This is a genomic window from Haladaptatus rarus, from assembly GCF_054177585.1.
This window is the reverse complement of the sequence record NZ_JBPEHG010000001.1, coordinates 438,581-459,819: the sequence shown is the minus strand read 5'-3', so window position 1 is coordinate 459,819 and position 21,239 is coordinate 438,581. Positions and strand designations below refer to the sequence as shown.

Genomic DNA, 21,239 nt, shown 5'->3' with positions numbered 1-21,239 from the left:
CGAGACGAGCAAATGGCACGGACGTATGCACACCGTCTGGAGAAGACTGCGCTCGTCGTCGGCTTCTGTTCGCTTGCATTGGCCGTCCTCGCCGCCCACGGAGCGCCAGCACAGGGGTACGAACTGTCGGTCTACCGGGCGACGCCGACGCTCTTCTGGGCCGGTGTCGCTGTCGCGTTCATCACCGGAATCGTCGTGGCGGTGTCCTCACCCGACTGGTATCGCTCGCTCGGCCTCGTCCTCGGTGGGACGACGACGCTCGCTATCGCGTCGCTTCCCCTCCTCCGAAGCTATCACTTCTACGGGCCGGGAGATTCACTGACACATCTCGGCTGGACGAAGGACATCGCCTCCGGCGACATGGCGGTCTACGAACTGCTCTACCCCGGCACGCACACCATCGGTGTCGTCATCAGCGAGGTCACGGGGCTGTCGTTGCGGCGGTCGCTGATGGTGATGGTCGCCGCCTTCGTCCTCGTCTACCTGCTGTTCGTCCCGCTCGCCGTGAGCCTCGTGGTAGACGACGACCGAGCGGTGACTTTCGCGGCGATCGCGGCCTACCTGTTGCTTCCGATCAACGCGATCAGCGTCTTCGTCATGCCACATCCCACGTCGCAGGCGATCCTCTTTCTCCCGCTCCTCGTCTATCTCGTCGCCAAGTACGTCACGGGAACCGACGGACGGCGAGTTCCACTGTTCGGAACTGCGTCGGGTTCCCTGCTCGCACTGGCGTCGATGGCCATGGTGCTCGTCCATCCACAGCAGGCCGCCAATGCCATTCTGTTGTTCGGCGGGTTCGTCCTCGTCCAGATCGTCTACCGGTTGTTCCGTGAGGGGCACGCCATCGCCCGCCATCGAGCGATGTACGCACATACGATGTTCCTCATGGCGATGTTCCTGCTGTGGACGCCCCTCCACGAGCGGTCGGGCGGTGCGGCGCGCGCGTTGGTGACGAGCTTGATCGACAACCCTGCCGCCGCAGCCGATACCGCCAACGCTGCCGCGAGTCTCTCGCAACTCGGAGGGAGCATCCGGATACTCTTCTTGAAACTCTTCTTCGTCAGCCTCATCTTCTCCGTCTTCGCCGGACTGTTCATGCTCGGCGGGCTGTTCGACCGCATTCGTGCCACCGAAACCAGCGCGTTCGCAAAGTATCTCACCGTCGGGATGGTTCCACTCTTCGGCCTCTTCTGTGCGTTTCTCGTCGCAAGTCTCGGACAGTTTCACTTCCGCGTACTGGGTTTCATGATGGTTCCCGTGACGATGCTCGGCGGCATCGCCATCGCACGTGCGATGGGCGCCGTCGAGCAGCGACTGCCGAACGCCGACCCCGTGCCGGGATTCGCGGCGGGGCTGTTTCTCTTCCTGCTCGTGCTCTCGATACCGACGATATTCCACTCGCCGTACATGTACCAGCCCTCGGGCCAGGTCTCCGAGAGCCAGATGGCGGGCTACGAACTGGCGTTCGACGAGCGCGGCGAGGCACGTTTCACCGGGCTTCGCGCGTCGGGGGAGCGGTACACCGACGCGATACTCGGCTTCGAAGCGAGCAAACGAGCCGACTTCCGGGGGGAACCGATCTACGGCAGTGACATCAACGCGACGGAGGAGAATTTCACCGCGAGACGACTCGTCTCGGCCTTCGACGGTCCCCGGTATCTCCCGATCACTGATTCCGCCAAGAAGCGGGAACTGACGGTGTACAACGGGTTTCGGTTCCCGAAGCGAGGGTTCAGAACGCTCGAAAGTAACCCGGAGGTCGCGCGCGTACAGTCGGGCGGGGACTTCCAGCTCTACTACCTGAACGCCACAGGGTAGCACGATGGACTCGAAGACGTTCGCACGAGGGTTCAAGGCGACGCTGAGTGCGAGAGTGCTCCACGTCGCTTCGAGTGGGCTGTTGATCGTCCTGCTCACCAGATACCTGCTCACGCCGAAGGAGTTCGGCATACTCGGCAGTGCGCTCGCGGTGCTCGGGGTCGCGGGACTGTTCACCGACCTCGGCACGGCGAAATCTGCCGCCCGTTACATCACCGAGTTTCGGGAGCGCGACCCCGCACAGGTACCGCACGTCTTGCGGGTCGCGCTCGGCGCTCGACTCGTCGCTATCGTCGTCGTCGCTGTTGCGTTCGCACTCTTCGCTGATCCCATCGCGCGGTTCATCAATCAACCCGAACTCGCGCCGCTGTTGGTGTTCGGCGGGGCCTATCTCGCCGTCCACTCGCTCTCGACGTTCGCCGTGGTCGCCTTCCAAGGGTTCAACCGCGTGACGTGGAGTGCGGTGACGAAAGCGACGGGGAGTGTGAGTCTCCTCGTCTTCGTCGTCGCAGGCGTGCTGTTCGTGGGCGGCGCGGTCGGCGCGCTCGTCGGCTACGTCGTGAGCTACGCGCTGGCGACCGTGGTCGGGGTTGGCGTGCTCTACGCGAAGTTCTACTCGACCCACGAATCGGGCGACCGCGAGCCTGGCCTCTCTCGGCGCGTGCTCCGCTACAGCGTTCCGCTGACGGCGACGAAGGGGGCGAACGTCCTCGACAAGAAGATCGACACCATCCTCGTCGGCGCGCTCGTCGGGCCAGTCGCGGTCGGCTACTACTACCTCGCCAAGAACATCTCGACGTTTCTGCAGGCTCCGGCGGCCTCGCTCGGCTTCACCATCTCGCCCACCTACGGCGAGCAGAAGGCTGGTGACGAACGAGCGGCAGCGGCCAGCCTCTACGAGACGACGTTCCGACACACCCTCCTGCTCTACGTCCCTGCGGGGGCCGGATTGGTGCTCGTCGCCGACCCCGCCGTGACGCAGGTCTTCGGCGCGGCCTACGCCGGGGCGATCCCCGTCGTGCAGGTGTACGCGGGCTACATCGTCTTGCAGGCGGTGATGTTCATCACCAGCGACGCACTGGATTACCTCGGGCGAGCACGGGAGCGGGCGTGGGCCAAAGGCGCGTCCTCGGTGGCGAACCTCCTCCTCAACCTCCTGCTCATCCCGACCTTCGGCGCGGTCGGCGCGGCGTGGGCCACCGTCGCCACGTATTCGATGTACTCGCTGGTCAACTTCGCCGTCGTCCACCAGGAACTGGAACTGTCACTGTCGCGCATGCTCCGCCACGTCGTCTTCGTCTGTGCCATCACGCTGATCATGTCTGCCGTCGTGATCGTCGCGCTCTCGTTCGTCTCTGGCCTGCTCTCGTTGGTCGGCGTGGTGGTCCTCGGCGCTGGCGTCTGGGTCGGACTGGCGACCGCGAGTGGACTGCTCGACCTGCGGCGTGTGATGCGGGTACTGGTCTGACGGTCGTGACGGTGAGGATGATCTCATCGTTGGAAGGGTACCGAGAGTGATGGTGGATGCTGGGTGGCTCTCGAAAGTGGCTGTGAGTACGAGGTAGTCACCGAAAGTGGAGGGTGAGTTTCTGTGACTGCTACCGCTAGCGCCTGGTCACTCCTCCACTCAGGAACTCCCCTCTCAGACGCGAAGCAGGAAGCGAGTGGCGCAGCCACGAGCGACTGATCGAGTGAGGGCCAGGGGAAATCGAAGATCTCCTCGGCCACGGAAGAGCGGGGCTCTTCCGTAGGCGTGGCGTCCCTCAAGCAGTAGTGGACGCCACTTCTTCACAGGAATCAGTTTCACACATCGCGTCCACCCGATTTCGGCACACGAACGTAGTACATTTCAGTACAAATAGCCACGACAACACTGCGACTCTGATTTACCGACGTCCATTCGTCGCAAAAACGGAAGGGGCGGGATTCGAATCACGCCAAGACGTTCCTGCTCGCTCGTAAACTCGCTCGCGGGCTGCGTCTGGTCTACTTCGAATCCTTCGTTTCGTTTTCACTCCTCACGTCCGTTCGTCGTCGAAACGGAAGGGGCGGGATTCGAACCACGCGAAGCCTGTCAGGCTCCCACCGACGAATCGGTGGTGCTCTACCACTGAGCCACCCTTCCTCGTTTCCCCAGATGGCTGGGAGTATCTTTGTTATGGGCCGCCTGAAGCGACGACATCGGCCATTCCGTGCGAGACCGTCCCATCCGTTCGAGACCGACTTCAGGCAGTGATTTCTCGGACGAGCGAGGCGAGCCCTTCTGATAAGGAGACGGTCGGTTCGTAGCCGAGTTCCTCACGCGCACGAGAGATATCCGCCCTGCTGTGGTCGATGTCACCGGGGCGGGGGTCGATGTGGACGATGTCGGAGTCCGAATCGGTCACGTCCCGAACCGTCTCCGCGAGTTCGCGGATCGTGACGCTCTCGCCGGTTCCGACGTTGTATGCCCTTCCCGTGCGGTCGGTCGTCGCCGCGCGGAGGTTCGCCTGCACCACGTCCGAGATGTGGACGAAGTCCCGCGTCTGCGTGCCGTCGCCCTCGATGGTGATGGGGTCGCCGCGGCGGGCCTGGTCGAGGAACACCCGGACGACGGCGCTGTATTCGGGGTTCTGGCGCGGGCCGTAGATATTGAAATAGCGGAGAGCGACCGTCTCCACGCCGTAGAGGTCGCTGAATCGGCGAGCGTAGTGGTCTGCGGTCAGTTTGTCGACACCGTAGGGAGAGGTCGGCGTCTTGCGTTCCGACTCCGAGATGGGGAGGGTGTCGGGGTGGCCGTACACGGCGGCGCTGGACGCGAGGACGACTCGCGCGTCTTCTTGGCGGGCCTGTTCGAGCACGACGAGCGACCCGTCGCACGTGACGGCGTGGCTCCGAAGCGGGTGCTCGACCGACCGCTCGACGCTGACCATCGCGGCCTCGTGGAAGACGATATCGACCCCCTGCATGGCCTCGCGCACCGCGCTCGGGTCGCGCACGTCTCCGTCCACGAGCGTCGCATCCGCGGGGACGTTCCCTCGCTTCCCCGACGAGAGGTCGTCTATGATTCGAACGTCGTTCTCCGCGACCAGCGCTGCTGCGAGGTGGCTTCCGACGAACCCTGCCCCACCAGTGACGAGGACGGTCTGGCCGGTCGGAACGGGCGTCGATGAAGGGATGGAAGTCTGCGTGGTGGTCGAATGGGGGGCGGACGGGTCAGTCGAATCGGTCGAGCCGCTCGGGTCGCTTGCCTCGGTCATTCCATGTACCCCAGTCCTCGGAGGCGGTCTTCCACGTCGTCGAAATTGGCCTCGACGGATGCCGGACTTCCTGCCTCACTGTATTCTCGCTGGGAGACCGCCCGCCGACCCGGTTTCGACCCGGCGTGGAAGATCTCTTTCAGCACTCGTCCGTCAGCGTCCGATGGAATCGCTTCGCCGAGCGCGTGGAGAATCGTCGGCGTCACGTCGGCGACGCTCGCGTCTGTCGGCGTCGTCCCCGGCTCGATACTCGGCCCCCACGCGAGGAAGATGCCTTCGGGGCGATGGCTGGCGACCTTGCTCCCGCTGTCGGCGAAGACGTTCCGCGTGAGCGACGTCGCCGTCTCGTACTCACCTCGTCCCTTGATGACGAGGTCTGGCGACCGGGGGTCGGTCGGAAACAGTTCGTCGCCATCGTACACGTGGAGGACGTTCTCGTCGGTTTCGGGGTCGGTCAATCCCGCGAACAACGAACGGAGGTCTTCTTTGAGTGCAGGCACGTCCTCCGGCGCGACGATACCGGGGTCGAACCGAACCGTATCGTTCACGTAGACGCTCCCCTCGCCGTGAACGAAGGCCACGGTCTCCTCAAAGTCTACGTCGTAGAGGCTGTGGTCACCCGGAACCTGGCTGGCGACGGAATCGACGACGGAACGGGGCAGATGATCGACGAGTGCCTGTTCACTCACACCGAGCCGGGAGAGGAGGGTCTGGACGCGATCTTTCGTCAGCCCCAGCCGGGCGAGTGCCCCTCTTGTTCCGTCTCCTCCCTTCCGGTGCAGGAGGTCTTCGCGTTCGAGCAGTGAGTTGACGAAAACGAACGTCGAGATGGGACCGAAGCCGTGGTCGGAGACGACGAAGAGGGTAGCGTCGCGGGATTCGATATACTCTATCACTTCCCCGAGTATCTCGTCCAGTTCGCGGTAGTGGTCGAGAAGCGTGTCGTCTTCCCAGATGAGATGCTGGAGTCGGTCGGGTGCGGTGTAGACGAAGAAGAAGAGCCGCCACTCTTCGTCCATCAAACGACGCATCAATGTTCGACGGTTATCGAGGAGCGCCGACAACTCCTCGCAGAATTCGTCCGGTCGGTCGCGGTACTCACTCCACGACAGGCCGATTCGATAGTCGGGTATCTCCTCTCGAATCTCTCCAGCGAACTCGGGTGGATGGGTGAAATGCTCGTCCATCTCCGGCGTCATCATCCCGGTGACGAGCGTCCCGTCGATCTCGTCCGCCGGGTAGGTCATCGGGACGTTGCCGACCACGGCAGGTGAGACGATATCCCAGAGTTCGGGTCGGCGAACGTCGGAACTGGTGTTCATCCGGTGTGTGTACCCCGGTTCGAGGTGCTGAAAACCGTACAATCCGTGCTTGTCGGGCCAGACTCCCGTGGCGATCGTCGGCCACGCGAGTGGCGTCGCGTCCGGGGTCGTGCTCGAAAGCGGCCCGGTCGCCCCCTCTTCGATCAACCGAGCGAAATTCGGTAACTGTCCCTCCTCTGTCCATCGCCGAATCAAATCCCACGGGATGCCGTCCAAACCGAGGACGAACGCCCTATCTGGACTCGAAGTTTCCATCGACATAGTTAACGTCGCCTGGGCATGCTGCCTGCCCCTGGCTCTGTCGCGTTCCACCACCGGGATTCGCTTTGTTATGGGCTGATTGCGGAACGTTTGGGTCGGGTTACTCCGCTCTGTCTGGCAAAGTTACGTTCCTGCGACGATTGCACGTGCGTCGACAGAAATACGAGTTCGTCGAAGAAAATCAGCGTGGTCCGATAGGGGTTCGTTTCGTCGCTGGGTCGGTTCCCTTGATCTCGGCGGCTACCTCTCCCATGGTTCGAACCTGCAATCTGGCCTCGTCTCGTCGTTCGGCGAGATGTTCGAGCACGACTCGCAAGCGCTCGAAATCGCGCTCTTCGGTGAAGTTGTTGGGGTGCATCCAGAGATGGAAGATACCCTCACTGGCGTTGGCGGCGCGGTCGATACCGCGCTTCGACGCCCGGATGAGGGGGTCGTCCCAGATCCCTTCAGTGATGGTTCGTACCCGTCCCTCGTAGCCGAACAGGAACATCGACGCCGGGATGTTCACCAGTCCGTACTCGTCCGTCTCGGGAGTGACCAGTGGCGGACTCGTCTTGCTCACGGTCAGATCGACGACCTTCGCCAGCGACGGTAACCGATTGCCATCGAACCAGAGTTCCGGACGGGTCCCGCGATAGCAGGTGAAGCCGTAGGCCGCGAGCACGTCTCGATGACCAACGTTGTTTCGTGGGAAGACGAACGATTCGAGGTCGTAGCCCGCGTCGTCTGCGACTTCGAGACTCGCTCGCGTCTCGGCCACTGCCACCTCGCGGGTCGTTCGCTCGTCCCCGAACTCGACGTGTGAATAGGTGTGGCATCCGATCTCGTGATTCGCCTTCGCGTCGGCGATGGTATCGACCAGGCCGTCGCCGAACCAGAGTGGCGAGCGTTCCGCGACGCCGCCGGGGTCGCGTCGGAACCAGTCGCCGGTCGGTGTCGCATGATCTGCGTGTTCGCCATCGCATGAATCGAGGAGCAGGTGGCCGACGACGGCCCACGTGGCTGGAACGTTGTACTCGTCGAAGAGCGCAAGCAGCCGTGACCAGGAGGTACGGGAACTCTCGATCTGTTCGGGAACCGTCGAGAGATCGTGATACCCCCAGGCGAGCTCGGCATCGATAGAGAGTACGACGGCGTTCATCCGTATCGAAACTGGTGTCGGATAGCGATTAAACCGCGCCGACCGTTCAGGCCGGTTCGGGTGGGTAATCGTCCCTTACCCACGCGATTCATTCGACCGTCACACTTTTCGCCAGATTACGCGGCTTGTCGATGGGTCGGTCGAGCTGTGCCGCAGCGTGGTACGAGAGCAACTGGAGTTGGACGTTCGCGAGGACTCCCGCCACGTCGGGGTGGGTGTCGGGAATCTTCAATACGTCGTCAGCGTACTGACCGACATCTTCGTTCGCGTCGCTCGCCACCGCGACGACGGGCGCACCGCGTGCTTCGACTTCCTTGACGTTGCTTAGCGTCTTTTCGTCGTGTCGACCGTTGAACGCGGCGAACACCGGGGTTTCGGGAGTCACCAGTGCCAGCGGACCGTGTTTCAACTCCCCTGCCGCGAATCCCTCGGCGTGCTCGTAGGATATCTCTTTGAATTTGAGTGCGCCTTCCAGAGCGACCGGGAACACCGCACCCCGACCGATGAAGAAGTAGGCGTCGCTGTCGCGGTATCGCTTCGCGACCCGGTGGGCTTTCGTATAATCGAGGATCTGCTGGACGTGATCCGGCAGGTCGGAGAGGGCGCTCAGCACCGACTCCACGTCGTCGCTCCGATGACCAGCCGTATCCCGAACGATTCGCTCGCCGAGCAGGGAGAGCGAGACGACCTGCGAGGAGAACGTCTTGGTCGCGGCGACACCGATCTCCGGGCCAGCCCGGATGAACAGCGCGTCGTCGCACTCTCGAGCCGCCGTCGAACCGACGACGTTCGTCACCGCCAGTGTCCGTGCTCCGGCGGCGTTCGCCCGTCTGAGCGCGGCGAGGGTGTCCGCCGTCTCCCCGCTCTGGGTGACGCCGATGACGAGCGTGTTGTCGTCGACCGGTGGCGTCGAGACTGCGTACTCGCTAGCGAGGAACGTCTGTGCAGGAACTCCTCGCTCTCCGAGGAAGTGGCTTCCGACGAGACCCGCGTGGTACGACGTTCCGCAGGCGACGAGCTGGACGCGCCGGACACCTTCGAACGTCCCCGGTGGGAAATCTTCGAGGGTGATGTCGCCCGTCATCGGGTCGGCCCGACCACGGAGCGTCTGCCGAAGTGAGGTCGGTTGCTCGTGGATCTCTTTGAGCATGTAGTGGTCGTAGCCACCTTTCCCGGCATCCTCCGGGTTCCAATCGACAGTCTGAATCTGGCGCTCGACCTGCTGACCGTCGATATCCGTGATCTCGTGCCCCTCCGGTCTGATGACGACGAGGTCGCCGTCGTCGAGGAAGATGACCTCGTCGGTGAAGTCCAGAAACGCAGGGACGTCGCTGGCGAGGAAGTACTTCCCCTCTCGAACGCCGAGAACGAGCGGTGACCCGGAGCGAGTCGCGTAGATCGCGTCGCTCTCGTCGACCAACATGGCGACGGCGTAGCTTCCCGAGAGACGACGCACCGTCTGCCGGAAGGCCTGTTCGGGCGTCGACCCATCGTCGAGGAACTCCTCGACCATGTGCGGGATGACCTCGGTATCGGTGTCGCTCTCGAACTCGTGACCACGCTCGCGGAGTTCGGTTTTGAGCGACTCGTAGTTCTCGATGATGCCGTTGTGGACGACTGCGACACGCTCCGAACATCCCGTGTGGGGGTGGGCGTTCTCGTCCGTCGGCGGGCCGTGAGTGCTCCACCGAGTGTGACCGATACCGAGTTCACCGGCGGGAACTTCGTCCGCGAGCAGATCCTTGAGCCTGGAGATCTGTCCTTCGCGCTTGAACACCGCAGGGTCACTCCCGTTCTTCACCGCCAGCCCTGCCGAGTCGTATCCCCGGTATTCGAGGTTTTCGAGGCCGACAAGTAGCTCGTCTACGGCATCGTCCGTCTCCCCGACCCGAGCGATGATGCCACACATCAGTGTCCCCTCCCCCTGTTTACGTTGGCACTCATTGATACGAAAGTGAAAGATGACGTTCGTTCTGGCGTGCGCTGCAACTCCGGCCTAATATTCGCTTCACGTTCGGGAATCTCATAGGTAACTCGCCTCCACCGTTGTCCTGTGCGCCTCGACAGGACCGCTGTCGAGGGCTGAACTGTATCTACGAATGCCCGGATTCCCTCTTTGTTATACACTCGCTGAACACTTCGAAGGATACTCCTAGCCGAGCCTATGATTCACATACCCGATGTTCCACCCGAAAATCCGCGTACTGGTCTGTCTGTAACCAGATTTCGTAACGCGTCGATATTTGGTCGGTACTAGCCGGTTACTTTCACACCGACAGGGAAAAAATAGATTGGATAGCCGTCTCGGTACCGTAACGCCGGTTACGCCTTCGCTACGCCTCACGATTGCAAGCGATTCACGGAACGCTGACGACGATCATCTGTTGCGAACGAATCAGAGTACTGTCCTTTGCTCGTCGGTTTCGAGATGCCCGCGCGCCGTCAGACGTTGATGGCCGACGGCTTGACCCAGATGACGAACTCGTCGTCCTGTCGAATGACGCCACGAACCGATTCGCTCTCGACTGATTCGTCCATGTCGGTCTCGTTCACGCCGATGACCTGATTCACTTCGTCGATGAGCCAACCGATACTCCGTTTGTCGTCCGTCTCGAACACGATGACACGGCTGCCGGATTCCGAATCGTCCAGGCCGAGCGCTGTCTTCGGATTGACGATGGTCGTCGTCGTGCCGCGGAGATCCATCACACCTTCGATGGAGTCGGGGGTACGCGGAATCCGCGTAACCTTCTTCACTTCCACGATGCTGTCGACCTGATCGATATCGATCGCACAGATATCACCGCCGAGACGGAACTCGACCACCTGTGTCTCCTCACCCTGTTCCCCATCGTCAGGCGACTCTTGTTTCTGAACGCTCATAGTCAGCTACCAGATACATCGAATCCCAGTATATAAAACCTACTCTCGGCTATTAGGATGGATAGTCTACCGATTGCTATCCGGGGGGAAGACGAACCCGTTCTCGTCTCGAATCGCGCCGACGAAGTCGGCGATGCTGTCGTCGGGCGAGAGGTCGTACGTTTCGAGAACGTCGCGGAAACAGCGCGGTGAGTAGCGTACCCTGACGTTCGACTCCATGAGGAGGATACCGAGCACGTCTTCGACAGGTGTGTTTCGGTCGACTTGTTGAGCGTACCACATCAGCAGGCTATCGAAGACGGTTCCCACGTCGTCGGAGAGCATCTGCTGGTGGCTGATCGAACTTTCCGACTTCGCGGTGATGTGAAATCCGTAGCGAGAGTCCACGTCCTCGAGGTCGTCTTCGAGCCACCGACGAACCTCTTTGGAGTCGATCTGTCCCTGCGCGGTGGTTTTTTCCCCACCCCCCGGTGTATCGTCAGCCGTCGATGTTTGCACCGATTGCTCCGGCACGGACGGTTTTCCGGCGGAACCGATGACGTACCGCCCCTCGTCCAGTGGGACGACGCTCTCGCTCTCCTCGATGTCGAGCTCGTCGGGTGAGAGGACCGTCCCTGTTTCCGAATCGGATTCGTCCCAAGCTGGACCCATAAACGACGCCTACCACGGGTCATCACATAAAATCTCCGGCGATTCTCTTCTGTGAGAATACGTCTCGATGCCGTGACACGCGCGCCGATATTTCGACAAACGTCGTAGCAAGCATTTATTATCGTCGAATGTTTGGCCCGTTACACAGACATGACTGCAAGTGCTACCGCCGTCGGAACGGTGCCGGACGAACTAGTTTCACCGCGTGCAAAACTGGTCTACCTCTACCTCACTACGTCACAGGGTGCGACTGTCGACGAACTCCAGAGCGGTCTCGACCTCCCGAAGATGGCCCTGTACACCATCATTCGTACGCTCAGTGAGCGCGGACTCGTAGAAAAAGAGGGCGATTCGATCAGCGTAATCGTCTAATCCGATTCCTCGTCGTCGCCGGGGCAGAGGAGGTCAGGAGTCCGTTTATGGCGAGGTGTTTTGGCAAATTTTCTAATTCGCTCTCGGTCGGCGTTGGATAATTTTCCACCCATACGAAGTCGCTACGACCTCCTCAATAAAAAAACAGTGGTCACGTATCATTTTACATATGTTACAGACGGTCGGCAATTTTCAGAAATAGGATTTTGATTTTCATCAGTTCTGTGATGATGATTGAAATTTTTTGTGTTGTTCTTTTTCGCTCAGACCCGTCTCAGTGATGTCATCCGACTTCTCGTTCGCAGACGTTTCTACCTCTCCGGCAGTCACGTACACGTCCTCAGTGGCCAGCGAATCACGCGCTTCCACGAGTCGAACGGACCACGCCGCGGCTTCGACCGCCGATACCGTGGGAACGATACTCCAGTCGATGTTCGTCATCACACGAACTGCCGATTCGAGTTCCAGTCGGACTGTGAGGGTAGTCGTCTCATCACCGATCACGTTTTCGCGATTCGACCGGGCGATTTCGCCATCGAATCGTACCATCTTGTCGTTCGACCGTATCGTCTCGACACACGACTCGTCGGAGAGTTCATCGTAGGCGTCGTCTCGGTTTCTTCGAGAACCGTTTCCACGTCGGTCATCGTATACCCACCTGTCGGTTGCTACTCGGTTCGGTACGGTCGGTACGATCATTCGATACGGACGGTGATTCTGTCATGCGTAAGCCGCGATATCTGGACCGTTCGGCGATAGAACGCCGAATCCGCTCGTGTACGAAGTCGTCTGCGCTCATTATTCAACTATTTCGCACGATTACATAAGAAGAATCCAACCTCGGTGGAAGTGATCGTCGACCGTTCGACCGAATACTTTCACTTTCACCCTGCTAGACTTGGTTTCATTATCTGACCAGACAACGTCAGAACATGAACAGTAAGATGGCTCCATTACACGCCGAAACCCGGCCGTGGAACGCCGCAGACGTGTCCGGGCTGTCGGCCACCGAAGTGGCAGATTACGTCCGAACCTCGGCCGAAGACGGCGAGGTTCACCTCGAACGGAAGGGTGGACGGACGTTCGTCGTCACTGGCGATTGACTCCGTAACGCAGTTCGTCACCCACTCCGAAGACCGAGTATGCTCGAACCAGGTCAACAGGCACCATCGTTCGAACTCCCGAATCACGCAGGTGAGACCATCTCACTCTCCGATTTCGATGGACGCGTCGTCGTCTACTTCTATCCCCGCGCCGACACACCCGGCTGTACGACTGAAGCGTGTGGGTTCCGCGACTCGTGGGAGGAGTTCAGCGACCGCAACGTCCCCGTCCTCGGAATCAGCGACGACCCCGTTTCAGACCTCGAAGCGTTCCGCGAGAAGTACGACTTACCCTTCGAACTGCTGAGCGACGAGTCCGGTACGGTCGCCAGTGCCTACGACTCCTACGGCGAGAAGAAGATGTTCGGCAACACCTTCGACGGCGTCTTCCGGAACACGTTCGTCGTTGGCTCGAACGGCACCATCGAACACGTCTTCGAGGACGTTTCGCCGGACGGTCACGCCGAGGAGATCCTCTCGACACTCGAATGACGTACATATCGCGCCCGGTACGTGGTATTCGAGACCACCCCGAACCCGACGAATCGGTCGCACTCCTGCTTCGACTCGCCGACGCCGACACCGAGCAGGTTCGCGCGCGAGTCGAATCACTCGACGGCGAAGTGGATGCAGAACTGGAGTTCGAAACACTCCGCGTCGTCGTTCCTGAGAAGTCCGTCGCCGAACTCTGCGAACTTGATGGTCTCGATGCCATCGAAACCGCTGCTACGCTCGACGTAGGTGCGGGTGATGCCGGAGAAGACGTGGAGTTGAACGACTCCTGATATCGATTCAATCCAGCGAGACGGCAGTACCGGACACGTTGATGTTCATCCTCCCGCCCTGTGCACCCAGTGCCTCGTCTGCCAGATCGACGGCGATGACTGCGTCAGCACCGAGTGATTTCGCTTCTTCGAGGAGTTCGTCGAAGGCGGCCTCCTGACTCTCCTGAAGGGTTCTCTCCCACGATTCGGAGCGTCCGCCGACGATATCACGGAGACCGCCAGCGATGTCCTTGCCGATGTGGCGACCCGGCGTTACGTCTGCCATGACGATGCCGAGGTATTCGGTGATCTTCCGTCGGGAATCGTGTGACTCGTCGTAACGAGCACGTCTTCGTCGTTGTACGTGAAGGCGACCATGGGTGATCGTTCTCTGGCGACGATAGTAACTGCTCGGGTCACTCTCTCCGCGGGTCACTTTCCTCGCACGTCTGCTGCGACGTCACGAATCGCCTCGTACTCGTCGTCGCTGTAGGCGATGACCCGAACGTCAGCAAGCGTTTCGGGGTCGTACTGTGCGATCTCGTCGCAGATGATTCCCGCCCCTTCGCGGAGGTCGAACCCCGCGACACCGCAGCCGAGTGCGGGAATCACCATCGACTCCGCATCCAACTGGTCGGCCTGTCGCAGTGTGTTTCGCGTGGCATCACGGATGCTTTTGGGGGTCGCCTGTCCATAACCGAAGTGGGGCATGGCCGCGGCGTGGACGACGAACTCCGCGTCCAGTTCGTAGGCGTCGGTCACTGCGACGTCGCCCAATTCCACCGGCCCCTTCGAGATGGCCGCCTCGTCTATCGGCCCGTTCGCTCCGCGTCGAAGTGCGCCAGCTACGCCACTGCCCATCCGGAGGCTCGTTCCGGCGGCGTTGACGAGGACGTCTGCATCCTGTGCAGCGATGTCGCCCTGGACGACGCTGAACTCCATGGTCGATACCACGCCGTCGGCGAACAAAATACTCGGGTCTGCGGAGTTCCGAGTGGAGCGAGCGAGTGATCGCTGTCGGCTATCGGGTCAGTTCTCTTTCTCTTCGACGTGCGTCACCTCGACCATCAGGTCGGGATGGTCGGACTCCGGATATCGGAACGTCCACGAGCGGTCGAACTCGATCCCTAGGCGGTGGCCCTTCAGGAGAAGGTCCCCCAGTACGTCGCGGAAATCCTTGACCACGGCCTGTTCGGGAGGCTTGGTCGGTCGCGGGGAGTTCACCAGCTTTTCGGTGCCACCTTTTTCGAGATGGGTAATCTCGACCATCAGGTCGGGAATGTCCTCGTCTGGATAGCGAAACGTCCACGAGCGGTCGAACCGGCGGTCGTTTTTGTACGCCGTACTGAGCACCATCTTCATCGTGCTCCGAAACTCCTCGGGCGCAGCCATCCAGAGGGGGACACTCTGGGCGCGACTCATAGGAGATGTACACCCTCGGTATCAGCATAAAACCGAACGATAGTTGTCCTCGCTCGGACGCCGAGCAACTGTTCACAACACGGAAGTCAGTGTTAGGGGCCGATTAATCCTATCTCTGACCGGTTGTGTCGTCGAGCGAGATTTTCGCGACGCCGAGAAACTCTTGCTCGCTTACCTCGTTCGCTCGCGGGCTACGACTCTACCGTTTCAAATCCGACGAGGAGTACTGCTTACGAGAACTCGAACTGTGAAAAGACGTTGTGCACGTGGCTAGGCGACTCGAACTGCGAAAGAAGAGCCAAGGGTGGGATTCGAACCCACGAATTCTCGATTACAAATCGAGCACTTGAACCGCCCAAGCTCCCTTGGCGCATTCCCCAGTTGTCGCTACTCCTTTGAGTGGTTATCGTTTTCGACCGATTTTTCCAGTTCGACACGATACGGTTCGTACCCCCGCTTTCGGTACAGGCGACGGGCATCTTCGTTCGCTGCCAGTACCTCCAGTACGATCACCTCTGCCCCGCGTTCGGCGAGAGTCTTCTCGGCGACATCGAGGAGTTTCGAGCCGATACCCTCGCCGCGGCGGCTAGGATCGACGTAGATGTTCTGGATCGTCCCTTGTGTCGTCGACTGCTCGTAGACGCCCGACCGAAGTTCGAACATGACGAAGCCGACGATACCGTCGTCACGGGCGACGAATAGATCATCCTCGATGACGTGCCGGGCGATCGCATCGCGGATATGTCGACGGTTCTCGTCTGCCATGAGGTGTGAGCCGTAGGCTCGCTGGTCGTGTGCGAGTTCGACCCAGCAGTCGGCGACGTGGTCGATATCCTCACTCGTCGCCGCCTCGATGGAAACCATCTACCGGGAGAGCGCCTCCACCGCTGGGAGTGGGTCGCCCGTGAGCATCCGGAGGCAGGCACCCCCACCTGTGCTCACGTGGTCGAACCCACCGAGACCGAACTTTCGAATCGCGGCGGCTGTGTCGCCACCACCGACGATGCTGTACTCTGCGTTCGCCGCTTCGGTGTAGAGTTCACGGGTTCCGTCGGCGAAGGTGTCGTCTTCGAACACGCCTGTTGGTCCATTGAGGATGACCGTTCCAGCCTCGCGAAGTATCTCCGAGTACGCTTCGATCGTGGCGGTGCCGATGTCCATCGCCCCCTCGTCTTCACGGGGCGGGAACTCCTCACGAACGAGTTCGACGCGGTCACCATCGCGTTCGACAGCAGCGTCTTTCGGGAGGTGGATTCGGTCGCGGTAGTTTTCGAGCAGATTCACGGCGTCGTCGATGTAGTCCCAGTATCCCTGGTCGTGGATGAAATCCGCGCTTGCGTCACCGAGGTCTGCGCCATCGGCGAACAGGAAGACGTTACCGACCACACCCGCCGTCAGTACGTAATCTGCGAGATCACGTTCCAGCACGTTCTCGGCGACGGCGATAGAATCGGAGACCTTCGCGCCCCCGACCACGTACACGCGCGGTCGCGGAGTACTTTCGATGTCGCCGAGCACGTCGAGTTCACGCTCCATGACGCGCCCTGCGTAGCCGGGCAATCGAGTGGGAAATCCGACGAGCGAAGGCTGTGAGCGGTGGGCCGCCGCGAACGCGTCGTTGACGTAGGCGTCGAGTTCGGGGGCGAGACGGGAGACGAGGTGGGTCTGAGCGGCTTTCTCCGCCGGGAACTCCATGTACTCTTCGCTGTAGAACCGCGTGTTCTCCAGTACGACTGCCTCACCATCTTCGAGCGACCGAACCGCCCGTCGCGCGTCTGCGGAGAACGTCCCATCACAGTACGAGACGGGGAACGACAGCAGTTCGTCCAACCGTTCTGCGTGGGGAGAAAGCCCCGAAAAATCGTCGCCTCCGGGGCGACCCTGGTGTGCGAGGATAGCGACTTTCCCACCACGTTCCAACAGATCCGAGAGCGTTTCGACGTGCGCCCGGAGTCGCGCGTCGTCAGCGAGGTCACCGGACTCCGTCAACGGACTGTTGATGTCGATGCGCACGCCGAGTGTCGTCCCTTGGACGGCGAGGTCGTCCAGGGTCTGTATGGGCATACCTGTGGCGTCGACATCCCCCGCCATATGTGTGTCGGTAATCGACACTGGAAACAAACACGTTTGCGAGTAAATGGTCTCAATGGATGGTTCCTCGACAATGCTGACAGTCCATAACGATTATGATGCCATTACCGGAATTCGCACGAACGCCCTGTCGGAAAGGTTTAATACTGTGACGGAAACCGATTATCGTGTGGAGAGTTATCAATGGACGGCGTAACTGAAACCTACACACGAGGGCGTCGCCTCGTCGTCGAACGACCACTGCTCGTGGTCGTCGGCCTCCTCGCGGCGCTCCTTGTCGTGGATTTCATCAACCGCCTGCTCTTCGGCAATCTCCGTGTATCCGACGTCGGATCGCTCGTCTGGAGCGGTCTCATGCGTGGACTCATCATCGGTCTTGCCGGGATCGGGCTCTCGATGACGTACAGTATCTTGAACTTCGCTAACTTCTCGCACGGGGACTACATCACGAGTGGCGCGTTCACGGGATGGGCGGTCACCTATCTCATCGCCGGACTCGGAAAAGGAAGCCTCGCCGGGTTGTTACTGGTCGGTGCTGGCGGAACGGTGTACGCGAGTTCCCTCGGCATCACGATAGCGACGACACCGATCGCAGTCATCGCCGGGCTGATACTCGCCGGTCTGGGAACGATCGCACTCGCATTGTTCATCGACCGGGTCGTCTATCAACCGATGCGTGATGCGGGTGGCATCTCACTGCTCATCACGAGCGTCGGTGTCGCGTTCACGCTCCGCTACCTCATCGTGTTCGTCTTCTCGACGGCGAACCGTGGGACGACGGCGTCACAGGACATCCCCACTTGGAGTCTCCTGCTCTGGGATGGGAACGTCCCCGTGACCGCACACGACCTCACACTCCTCATCTCGACGGTGGGGCTGATGCTCGGCGTTCACGTCCTGTTGCAACGGACGAAACTCGGCAAAGCGATGCGCGCGATGGCCGACAACGAAGACCTCGCACGTATCACGGGGATTCCGACCGAGAGCGTCATCCGCTGGACGTGGATAATCGGCGGTGGACTGACTGGCATCGCAGGCTACCTGATGGTGCTCTGGACGGGAACCATCGACTTCCAGTTCGGATGGCTCCTCTTGCTCCCCATCTTCGCAGCGGTCATCCTCGGCGGTATCGGGTCGATATACGGTGCGATCCTTGGTGGGCTGGTCATCGGACTGACGTGGGACCTCGCCATCATCTGGATTCCGGGTGAGTTCGGTCGAGCTGCCGCGTTCGCCATGATGATCCTCATCCTGCTGTTCAAGCCGCAGGGACTGTTCGCAGGGAGGACGACCGCATGAGTACGAAAGTCAGAGATTTCGAGCTCAACGACACGCTACTCATCCTCGGCGCACTGCTCGCCATCTACGCGCTGTACCTCCTCGCGGGGTCGGCGCTGGGCTACTCGTTCCGTGGGCAGATCAACTCGCTCGCACGCCTCACGTTCCTGATCGGCGTGTACGGGATGTTGGCGCTCGCGCTCAACCTCCACTGGGGGTACACGGGACTGTTCAACATCGGTATCGCGGGGTTCATGGCGGTCGGCCTGTACACGATGGCCATCGTCTCGAAGCCCCCTGCGAGTGCTACCGCGGGTGCCGCGACAGTCTCCGGTCTCGGCTTGCCTCTCTGGGTCGGCATCATCGCCGGAATGCTCGCGGCGGCGCTTCTCGGCCTTCTCGTAGCGCTTCCCGCGCTTCGATTACGGGCCGACTATCTCGCAATCGTGACCATCGCGATGTCCGAGATCGTTCGGTTCACCGTGATGTCGAACAAGTTCCAGAACGTCGACGTGCTCGGCATGAACCTCGGCACTGGCGGTGGTCGCGGACTACTCTTGAACTACGAAGACCCGATGCAACCGGTGTTCAACAGTGGTCCCTACGGCGCGATCGAAGATCTGCTCGATCCACTCGTCGGTGGTTCCGTCGGGCCGGTACTCGATTCGCTCACCTACTCTGTCGTCTTGCTCGGCTTCGTCGCTGGGTTCTACTGGCTGCTGAAACGAACCGGCGAATCCCCTTTCGGTCGTGTGCTCAAAGCCATCCGTGAGGACGAAGAGGTGGCGAACGCACTCGGAAAGGATACCGACCAGTTCAAGATCAAGTCGTTCATGCTCGGCTGTGCCCTGATGGGGTTGGCCGGTATCCTCTGGCAGCTCCGCCAGGGTGCGATCACGCCGTCGTCGTTCAAGCCGCAGGTGACGTTCTTCGTGTGGCTGGCGCTCATCATCGGTGGTGCAGGGTCGAACACGGGGAGTGTCCTCGGCGCGGCAGTGTTCGCTGGCTTGCTCTTTCAGGGGCCGCTCTACCTGAAGAACATCATCCGACAGGTGTACAACGTCTCCGGCTCGCCGAACACGTTCGCGGACGCGGTCGGGCCGATATTCAGCGGACAGATCCAGCCATTCATCGCTTACACCATCGGCAACATCAACGCCTTGCAGTTGGTCATCATGGGGGTCGTGCTCATCTGGATCATGCAGCACCGACCCGAGGGTGTGCTCGGTCACCGGAAAGAAGAGGCGGCCAGCATCCCCCTCGCACGCCCCGGTGGCGGCGCTGGCGAGACGACACCGAAGGCTGCTGCTGACGGTGGCGCTGGAGGTGACCAGGAATGACCACGAGCGAGACGCAGGCCGAAACGCTCAGTTTCGGTCGTGAAGAGACCGATCTCAGCGACACCCCACTTCGGGTCGAAGACCTCCGGAAGACCTTCGGTGGTATCACCGCAGTGGACGGTGCGACTTTCTCCGTCGAGCAGGGGTCGCTCACCGGTCTCATCGGGCCGAACGGCGCGGGGAAATCGACCACGTTCAACCTCATCACTGGCGTCTACCAACCGAACAGTGGTTCGGTTTACTTCGACGACGAGGAGATCACGGGGTTACGGCCGTATCAGGTCGCCAACCGTGGACTGGTGCGGACGTTCCAGATCGCTCGCGAGCTGTCGGAGATGACCGTGCTGGAGAACATGATGCTCGCACCGAAAGGGCAGAACGGCGAGAAACTCTGGCGGTCGGTGACGCCTGGACTCCGAAGCGATGTGCAGCACGAAGAGGAGGAAGTCCTCGAACGAGCGTGGGAGATGCTCGAATTCTTCGAGATCGACCACCTCGCCGGGGAGTACTCGGGGAATCTCTCCGGTGGCCAGCGAAAACTGCTGGAGATGGCTCGGGCTCTCATGACCGAGCCACAGATGGTGTTGCTGGACGAACCGCTGGCGGGCGTCAATCCGTCACTGGAGAAGAAGCTGCTCACGCACGTTCACGAACTCCGCGAGCGGGGGTACACCTTCCTGCTCGTGGAACACGACATGGACGTCATCATGAACAACTGTGAACACGTCATCGTCATGCACCAGGGGAAGGTGCTGGCAGAAGGAGAACCGGCGGCGATTCGTTCGAACGACCAGGTCATCGACGCCTATCTGGGGGAGGAGATCTGATGGCGCTTCTCGAAATCGATTCCCTCGATGCGGGATACGGCGAGGATCTTCAGATCCTGGAAGACGTGGATATGCACGTCGAAGACGGCGAGTACGTCACCATCGTCGGCCCGAACGGAGCGGGAAAATCCACCGTGATGAAATCCGTCTTCGGGCTGACCACCTACATGGGTGGGACGGTCACCTACGACGGAGCCGAGATTCACGGGAAGAAGCCGGAGGACATCATCTACCTGGGCCTCGGCTACGTCCCCCAGAACGACAACATATTCGGGATGCTCACGGTCGAGGAGAATCTGGAGATGGGCGCGTACATCCTGGACGAAGTTCCGGAAGACGCACTAGCCGAAGTATACGAACGCTTCCCCATCTTGGAAGAGCGCCGAGACCAGAAGGCAGGAACGATGTCCGGCGGGCAACAACAGATGCTCGCCATGGGACGAGCACTCATGCTCGACCCGGACCTGCTGATGCTGGACGAGCCCAGCGCGGGTCTGGCGCCCGACCTCGTCGACGAGATGTTCGACAAGGTGGACGAGATCAACGACAGCGGCACTGCCGTTCTGATGGTCGAACAGAACGCGAAAGAGGCACTGCGCCGCTGTGACCGCGGCTACGTCCTCGTCCAGGGACAGAACCGCTTCGTGGACTCCGGCGACGCACTGCTGGCCGACGAGGAAGTCAGACAGGAGTTCCTCGGCGGCTAATCGTCGTTCGTTTTCGACGC

22 protein-coding genes and 2 tRNA genes are annotated in these 21,239 nt (G+C 60.9%); 10 read left to right on the top strand and 14 right to left on the bottom strand.

Features of this window, described 5'->3' with window-relative positions:
- Nucleotides 1-12 precede the first annotated feature (12 nt).
- On the top strand, nt 13-1,818 hold the full coding sequence (locus tag ACR3FE_RS02535) for a hypothetical protein (protein ID WP_458205181.1): 1,806 nt from the start codon (nt 13-15) through the stop codon (nt 1,816-1,818).
- Between the two features lie 4 nt (nt 1,819-1,822).
- Complete coding sequence (locus tag ACR3FE_RS02530; RefSeq protein WP_458205179.1) at nt 1,823-3,286, top strand: flippase; 1,464 nt, start codon at nt 1,823-1,825, stop codon at nt 3,284-3,286.
- A gap of 572 nt (nt 3,287-3,858) precedes the next feature.
- Here the strand turns inward: ACR3FE_RS02530 and ACR3FE_RS02525 are convergent.
- From ACR3FE_RS02525 to ACR3FE_RS02495, 7 genes are all read right to left on the bottom strand, one after another.
- Nucleotides 3,859-3,943, bottom strand: a tRNA-OTHER gene (locus ACR3FE_RS02525).
- Between the two features lie 100 nt (nt 3,944-4,043).
- Complete coding sequence (locus tag ACR3FE_RS02520) at nt 4,044-5,057, bottom strand: NAD-dependent epimerase/dehydratase family protein (protein WP_458205177.1); 1,014 nt, start codon at nt 5,055-5,057, stop codon at nt 4,044-4,046.
- Complete coding sequence (locus ACR3FE_RS02515; RefSeq protein ID WP_458205176.1) at nt 5,054-6,640, bottom strand: alkaline phosphatase family protein; 1,587 nt, start codon at nt 6,638-6,640, stop codon at nt 5,054-5,056. Before ACR3FE_RS02515 ends, ACR3FE_RS02520 begins: the two co-directional genes overlap by 4 nt.
- Nucleotides 6,641-6,821: 181 nt before the next feature.
- On the bottom strand, nt 6,822-7,781 hold the full coding sequence (locus tag ACR3FE_RS02510) for a polysaccharide deacetylase family protein (RefSeq protein WP_458205174.1): 960 nt from the start codon (nt 7,779-7,781) through the stop codon (nt 6,822-6,824).
- 88 nt (nt 7,782-7,869) lie between these two features.
- Nucleotides 7,870-9,690, bottom strand: coding sequence for a glutamine--fructose-6-phosphate transaminase (isomerizing) (glmS, locus tag ACR3FE_RS02505; protein ID WP_458205172.1), 1,821 nt, complete (start codon nt 9,688-9,690; stop codon nt 7,870-7,872).
- A gap of 533 nt (nt 9,691-10,223) precedes the next feature.
- Nucleotides 10,224-10,664, bottom strand: a complete 441-nt coding sequence (locus ACR3FE_RS02500; protein ID WP_458205171.1) for a chemotaxis protein CheW — start codon at nt 10,662-10,664, stop codon at nt 10,224-10,226.
- Nucleotides 10,665-10,730: 66 nt separating this feature from the next.
- Entirely contained in the window at nt 10,731-11,315 is a 585-nt protein-coding gene (locus ACR3FE_RS02495) for a DUF7500 family protein (protein ID WP_458205169.1), read from the bottom strand.
- 150 nt (nt 11,316-11,465) lie between these two features.
- On the opposite strand from ACR3FE_RS02495, the gene ACR3FE_RS02490 reads away from it, so the two are divergent.
- Nucleotides 11,466-11,687, top strand: a complete 222-nt coding sequence (locus tag ACR3FE_RS02490; protein WP_458205167.1) for a helix-turn-helix domain-containing protein — start codon at nt 11,466-11,468, stop codon at nt 11,685-11,687.
- 216 nt (nt 11,688-11,903) lie between these two features.
- Here the strand turns inward: ACR3FE_RS02490 and ACR3FE_RS02485 are convergent, their stop codons facing one another.
- Entirely contained in the window at nt 11,904-12,386 is a 483-nt protein-coding gene (locus ACR3FE_RS02485) for a hypothetical protein (protein WP_458205166.1), read from the bottom strand.
- Nucleotides 12,387-12,619: 233 nt separating this feature from the next.
- Between ACR3FE_RS02485 and ACR3FE_RS02480 the strand changes: the two genes are divergently transcribed.
- The 3 genes from ACR3FE_RS02480 to ACR3FE_RS02470 are packed head-to-tail and all read left to right on the top strand — an operon-like array spanning nt 12,620 to nt 13,575.
- Nucleotides 12,620-12,790, top strand: coding sequence for a hypothetical protein (locus tag ACR3FE_RS02480; RefSeq protein ID WP_458205164.1), 171 nt, complete (start codon nt 12,620-12,622; stop codon nt 12,788-12,790).
- A gap of 39 nt (nt 12,791-12,829) precedes the next feature.
- Nucleotides 12,830-13,282 (top strand): thioredoxin-dependent thiol peroxidase, encoded by a 453-nt coding sequence (bcp, locus tag ACR3FE_RS02475; protein ID WP_458205162.1) that lies wholly within the window; start codon nt 12,830-12,832, stop codon nt 13,280-13,282.
- Nucleotides 13,279-13,575 (top strand): hypothetical protein, encoded by a 297-nt coding sequence (locus ACR3FE_RS02470; protein ID WP_458205160.1) that lies wholly within the window; start codon nt 13,279-13,281, stop codon nt 13,573-13,575. Before bcp ends, ACR3FE_RS02470 begins: the two co-directional genes overlap by 4 nt.
- Nucleotides 13,576-13,582: 7 nt before the next feature.
- Here ACR3FE_RS02470 and ACR3FE_RS02465 read toward each other — a convergent pair whose 3' ends face one another.
- The 6 genes from ACR3FE_RS02465 to ACR3FE_RS02440 form a co-directional block, all read right to left on the bottom strand.
- Nucleotides 13,583-13,990: a YbjQ family protein gene (locus ACR3FE_RS02465; protein ID WP_458205158.1), complete on the bottom strand. Its 408-nt coding sequence runs from the start codon at nt 13,988-13,990 to the stop codon at nt 13,583-13,585.
- Nucleotides 13,987-14,496, bottom strand: a complete 510-nt coding sequence (locus tag ACR3FE_RS02460; RefSeq protein WP_458205156.1) for a macro domain-containing protein — start codon at nt 14,494-14,496, stop codon at nt 13,987-13,989. The genes ACR3FE_RS02465 and ACR3FE_RS02460 overlap by 4 nt, the downstream gene beginning before the upstream one ends.
- A gap of 87 nt (nt 14,497-14,583) precedes the next feature.
- On the bottom strand, nt 14,584-14,976 hold the full coding sequence (locus ACR3FE_RS02455) for a hypothetical protein (RefSeq protein WP_458205154.1): 393 nt from the start codon (nt 14,974-14,976) through the stop codon (nt 14,584-14,586).
- Between the two features lie 296 nt (nt 14,977-15,272).
- Nucleotides 15,273-15,346, bottom strand: a tRNA-Thr gene (locus ACR3FE_RS02450).
- 17 nt (nt 15,347-15,363) lie between these two features.
- Nucleotides 15,364-15,840 (bottom strand): GNAT family N-acetyltransferase, encoded by a 477-nt coding sequence (locus ACR3FE_RS02445; RefSeq protein ID WP_458205153.1) that lies wholly within the window; start codon nt 15,838-15,840, stop codon nt 15,364-15,366.
- Entirely contained in the window at nt 15,841-17,040 is a 1,200-nt protein-coding gene (locus ACR3FE_RS02440; protein WP_458205151.1) for a phosphoglycerate kinase, read from the bottom strand. It abuts the gene before it with no gap.
- 210 nt (nt 17,041-17,250) lie between these two features.
- Here ACR3FE_RS02440 and ACR3FE_RS02435 point away from each other — a divergent pair, with 210 nt between their 5' ends.
- The 4 genes from ACR3FE_RS02435 to ACR3FE_RS02420 are packed head-to-tail and all read left to right on the top strand — an operon-like array spanning nt 17,251 to nt 21,219.
- Nucleotides 17,251-18,366: a branched-chain amino acid ABC transporter permease gene (locus tag ACR3FE_RS02435; protein WP_458205149.1), complete on the top strand. Its 1,116-nt coding sequence runs from the start codon at nt 17,251-17,253 to the stop codon at nt 18,364-18,366.
- Nucleotides 18,363-19,685, top strand: coding sequence for a branched-chain amino acid ABC transporter permease (locus tag ACR3FE_RS02430; protein WP_458205146.1), 1,323 nt, complete (start codon nt 18,363-18,365; stop codon nt 19,683-19,685). Before ACR3FE_RS02435 ends, ACR3FE_RS02430 begins: the two co-directional genes overlap by 4 nt.
- Nucleotides 19,682-20,512 (top strand): ABC transporter ATP-binding protein, encoded by an 831-nt coding sequence (locus ACR3FE_RS02425; RefSeq protein WP_458205144.1) that lies wholly within the window; start codon nt 19,682-19,684, stop codon nt 20,510-20,512. Before ACR3FE_RS02430 ends, ACR3FE_RS02425 begins: the two co-directional genes overlap by 4 nt.
- Nucleotides 20,512-21,219: an ABC transporter ATP-binding protein gene (locus ACR3FE_RS02420; RefSeq protein ID WP_458205142.1), complete on the top strand. Its 708-nt coding sequence runs from the start codon at nt 20,512-20,514 to the stop codon at nt 21,217-21,219. The genes ACR3FE_RS02425 and ACR3FE_RS02420 overlap by 1 nt, the downstream gene beginning before the upstream one ends.
- Nucleotides 21,220-21,239 lie beyond the last annotated feature (20 nt).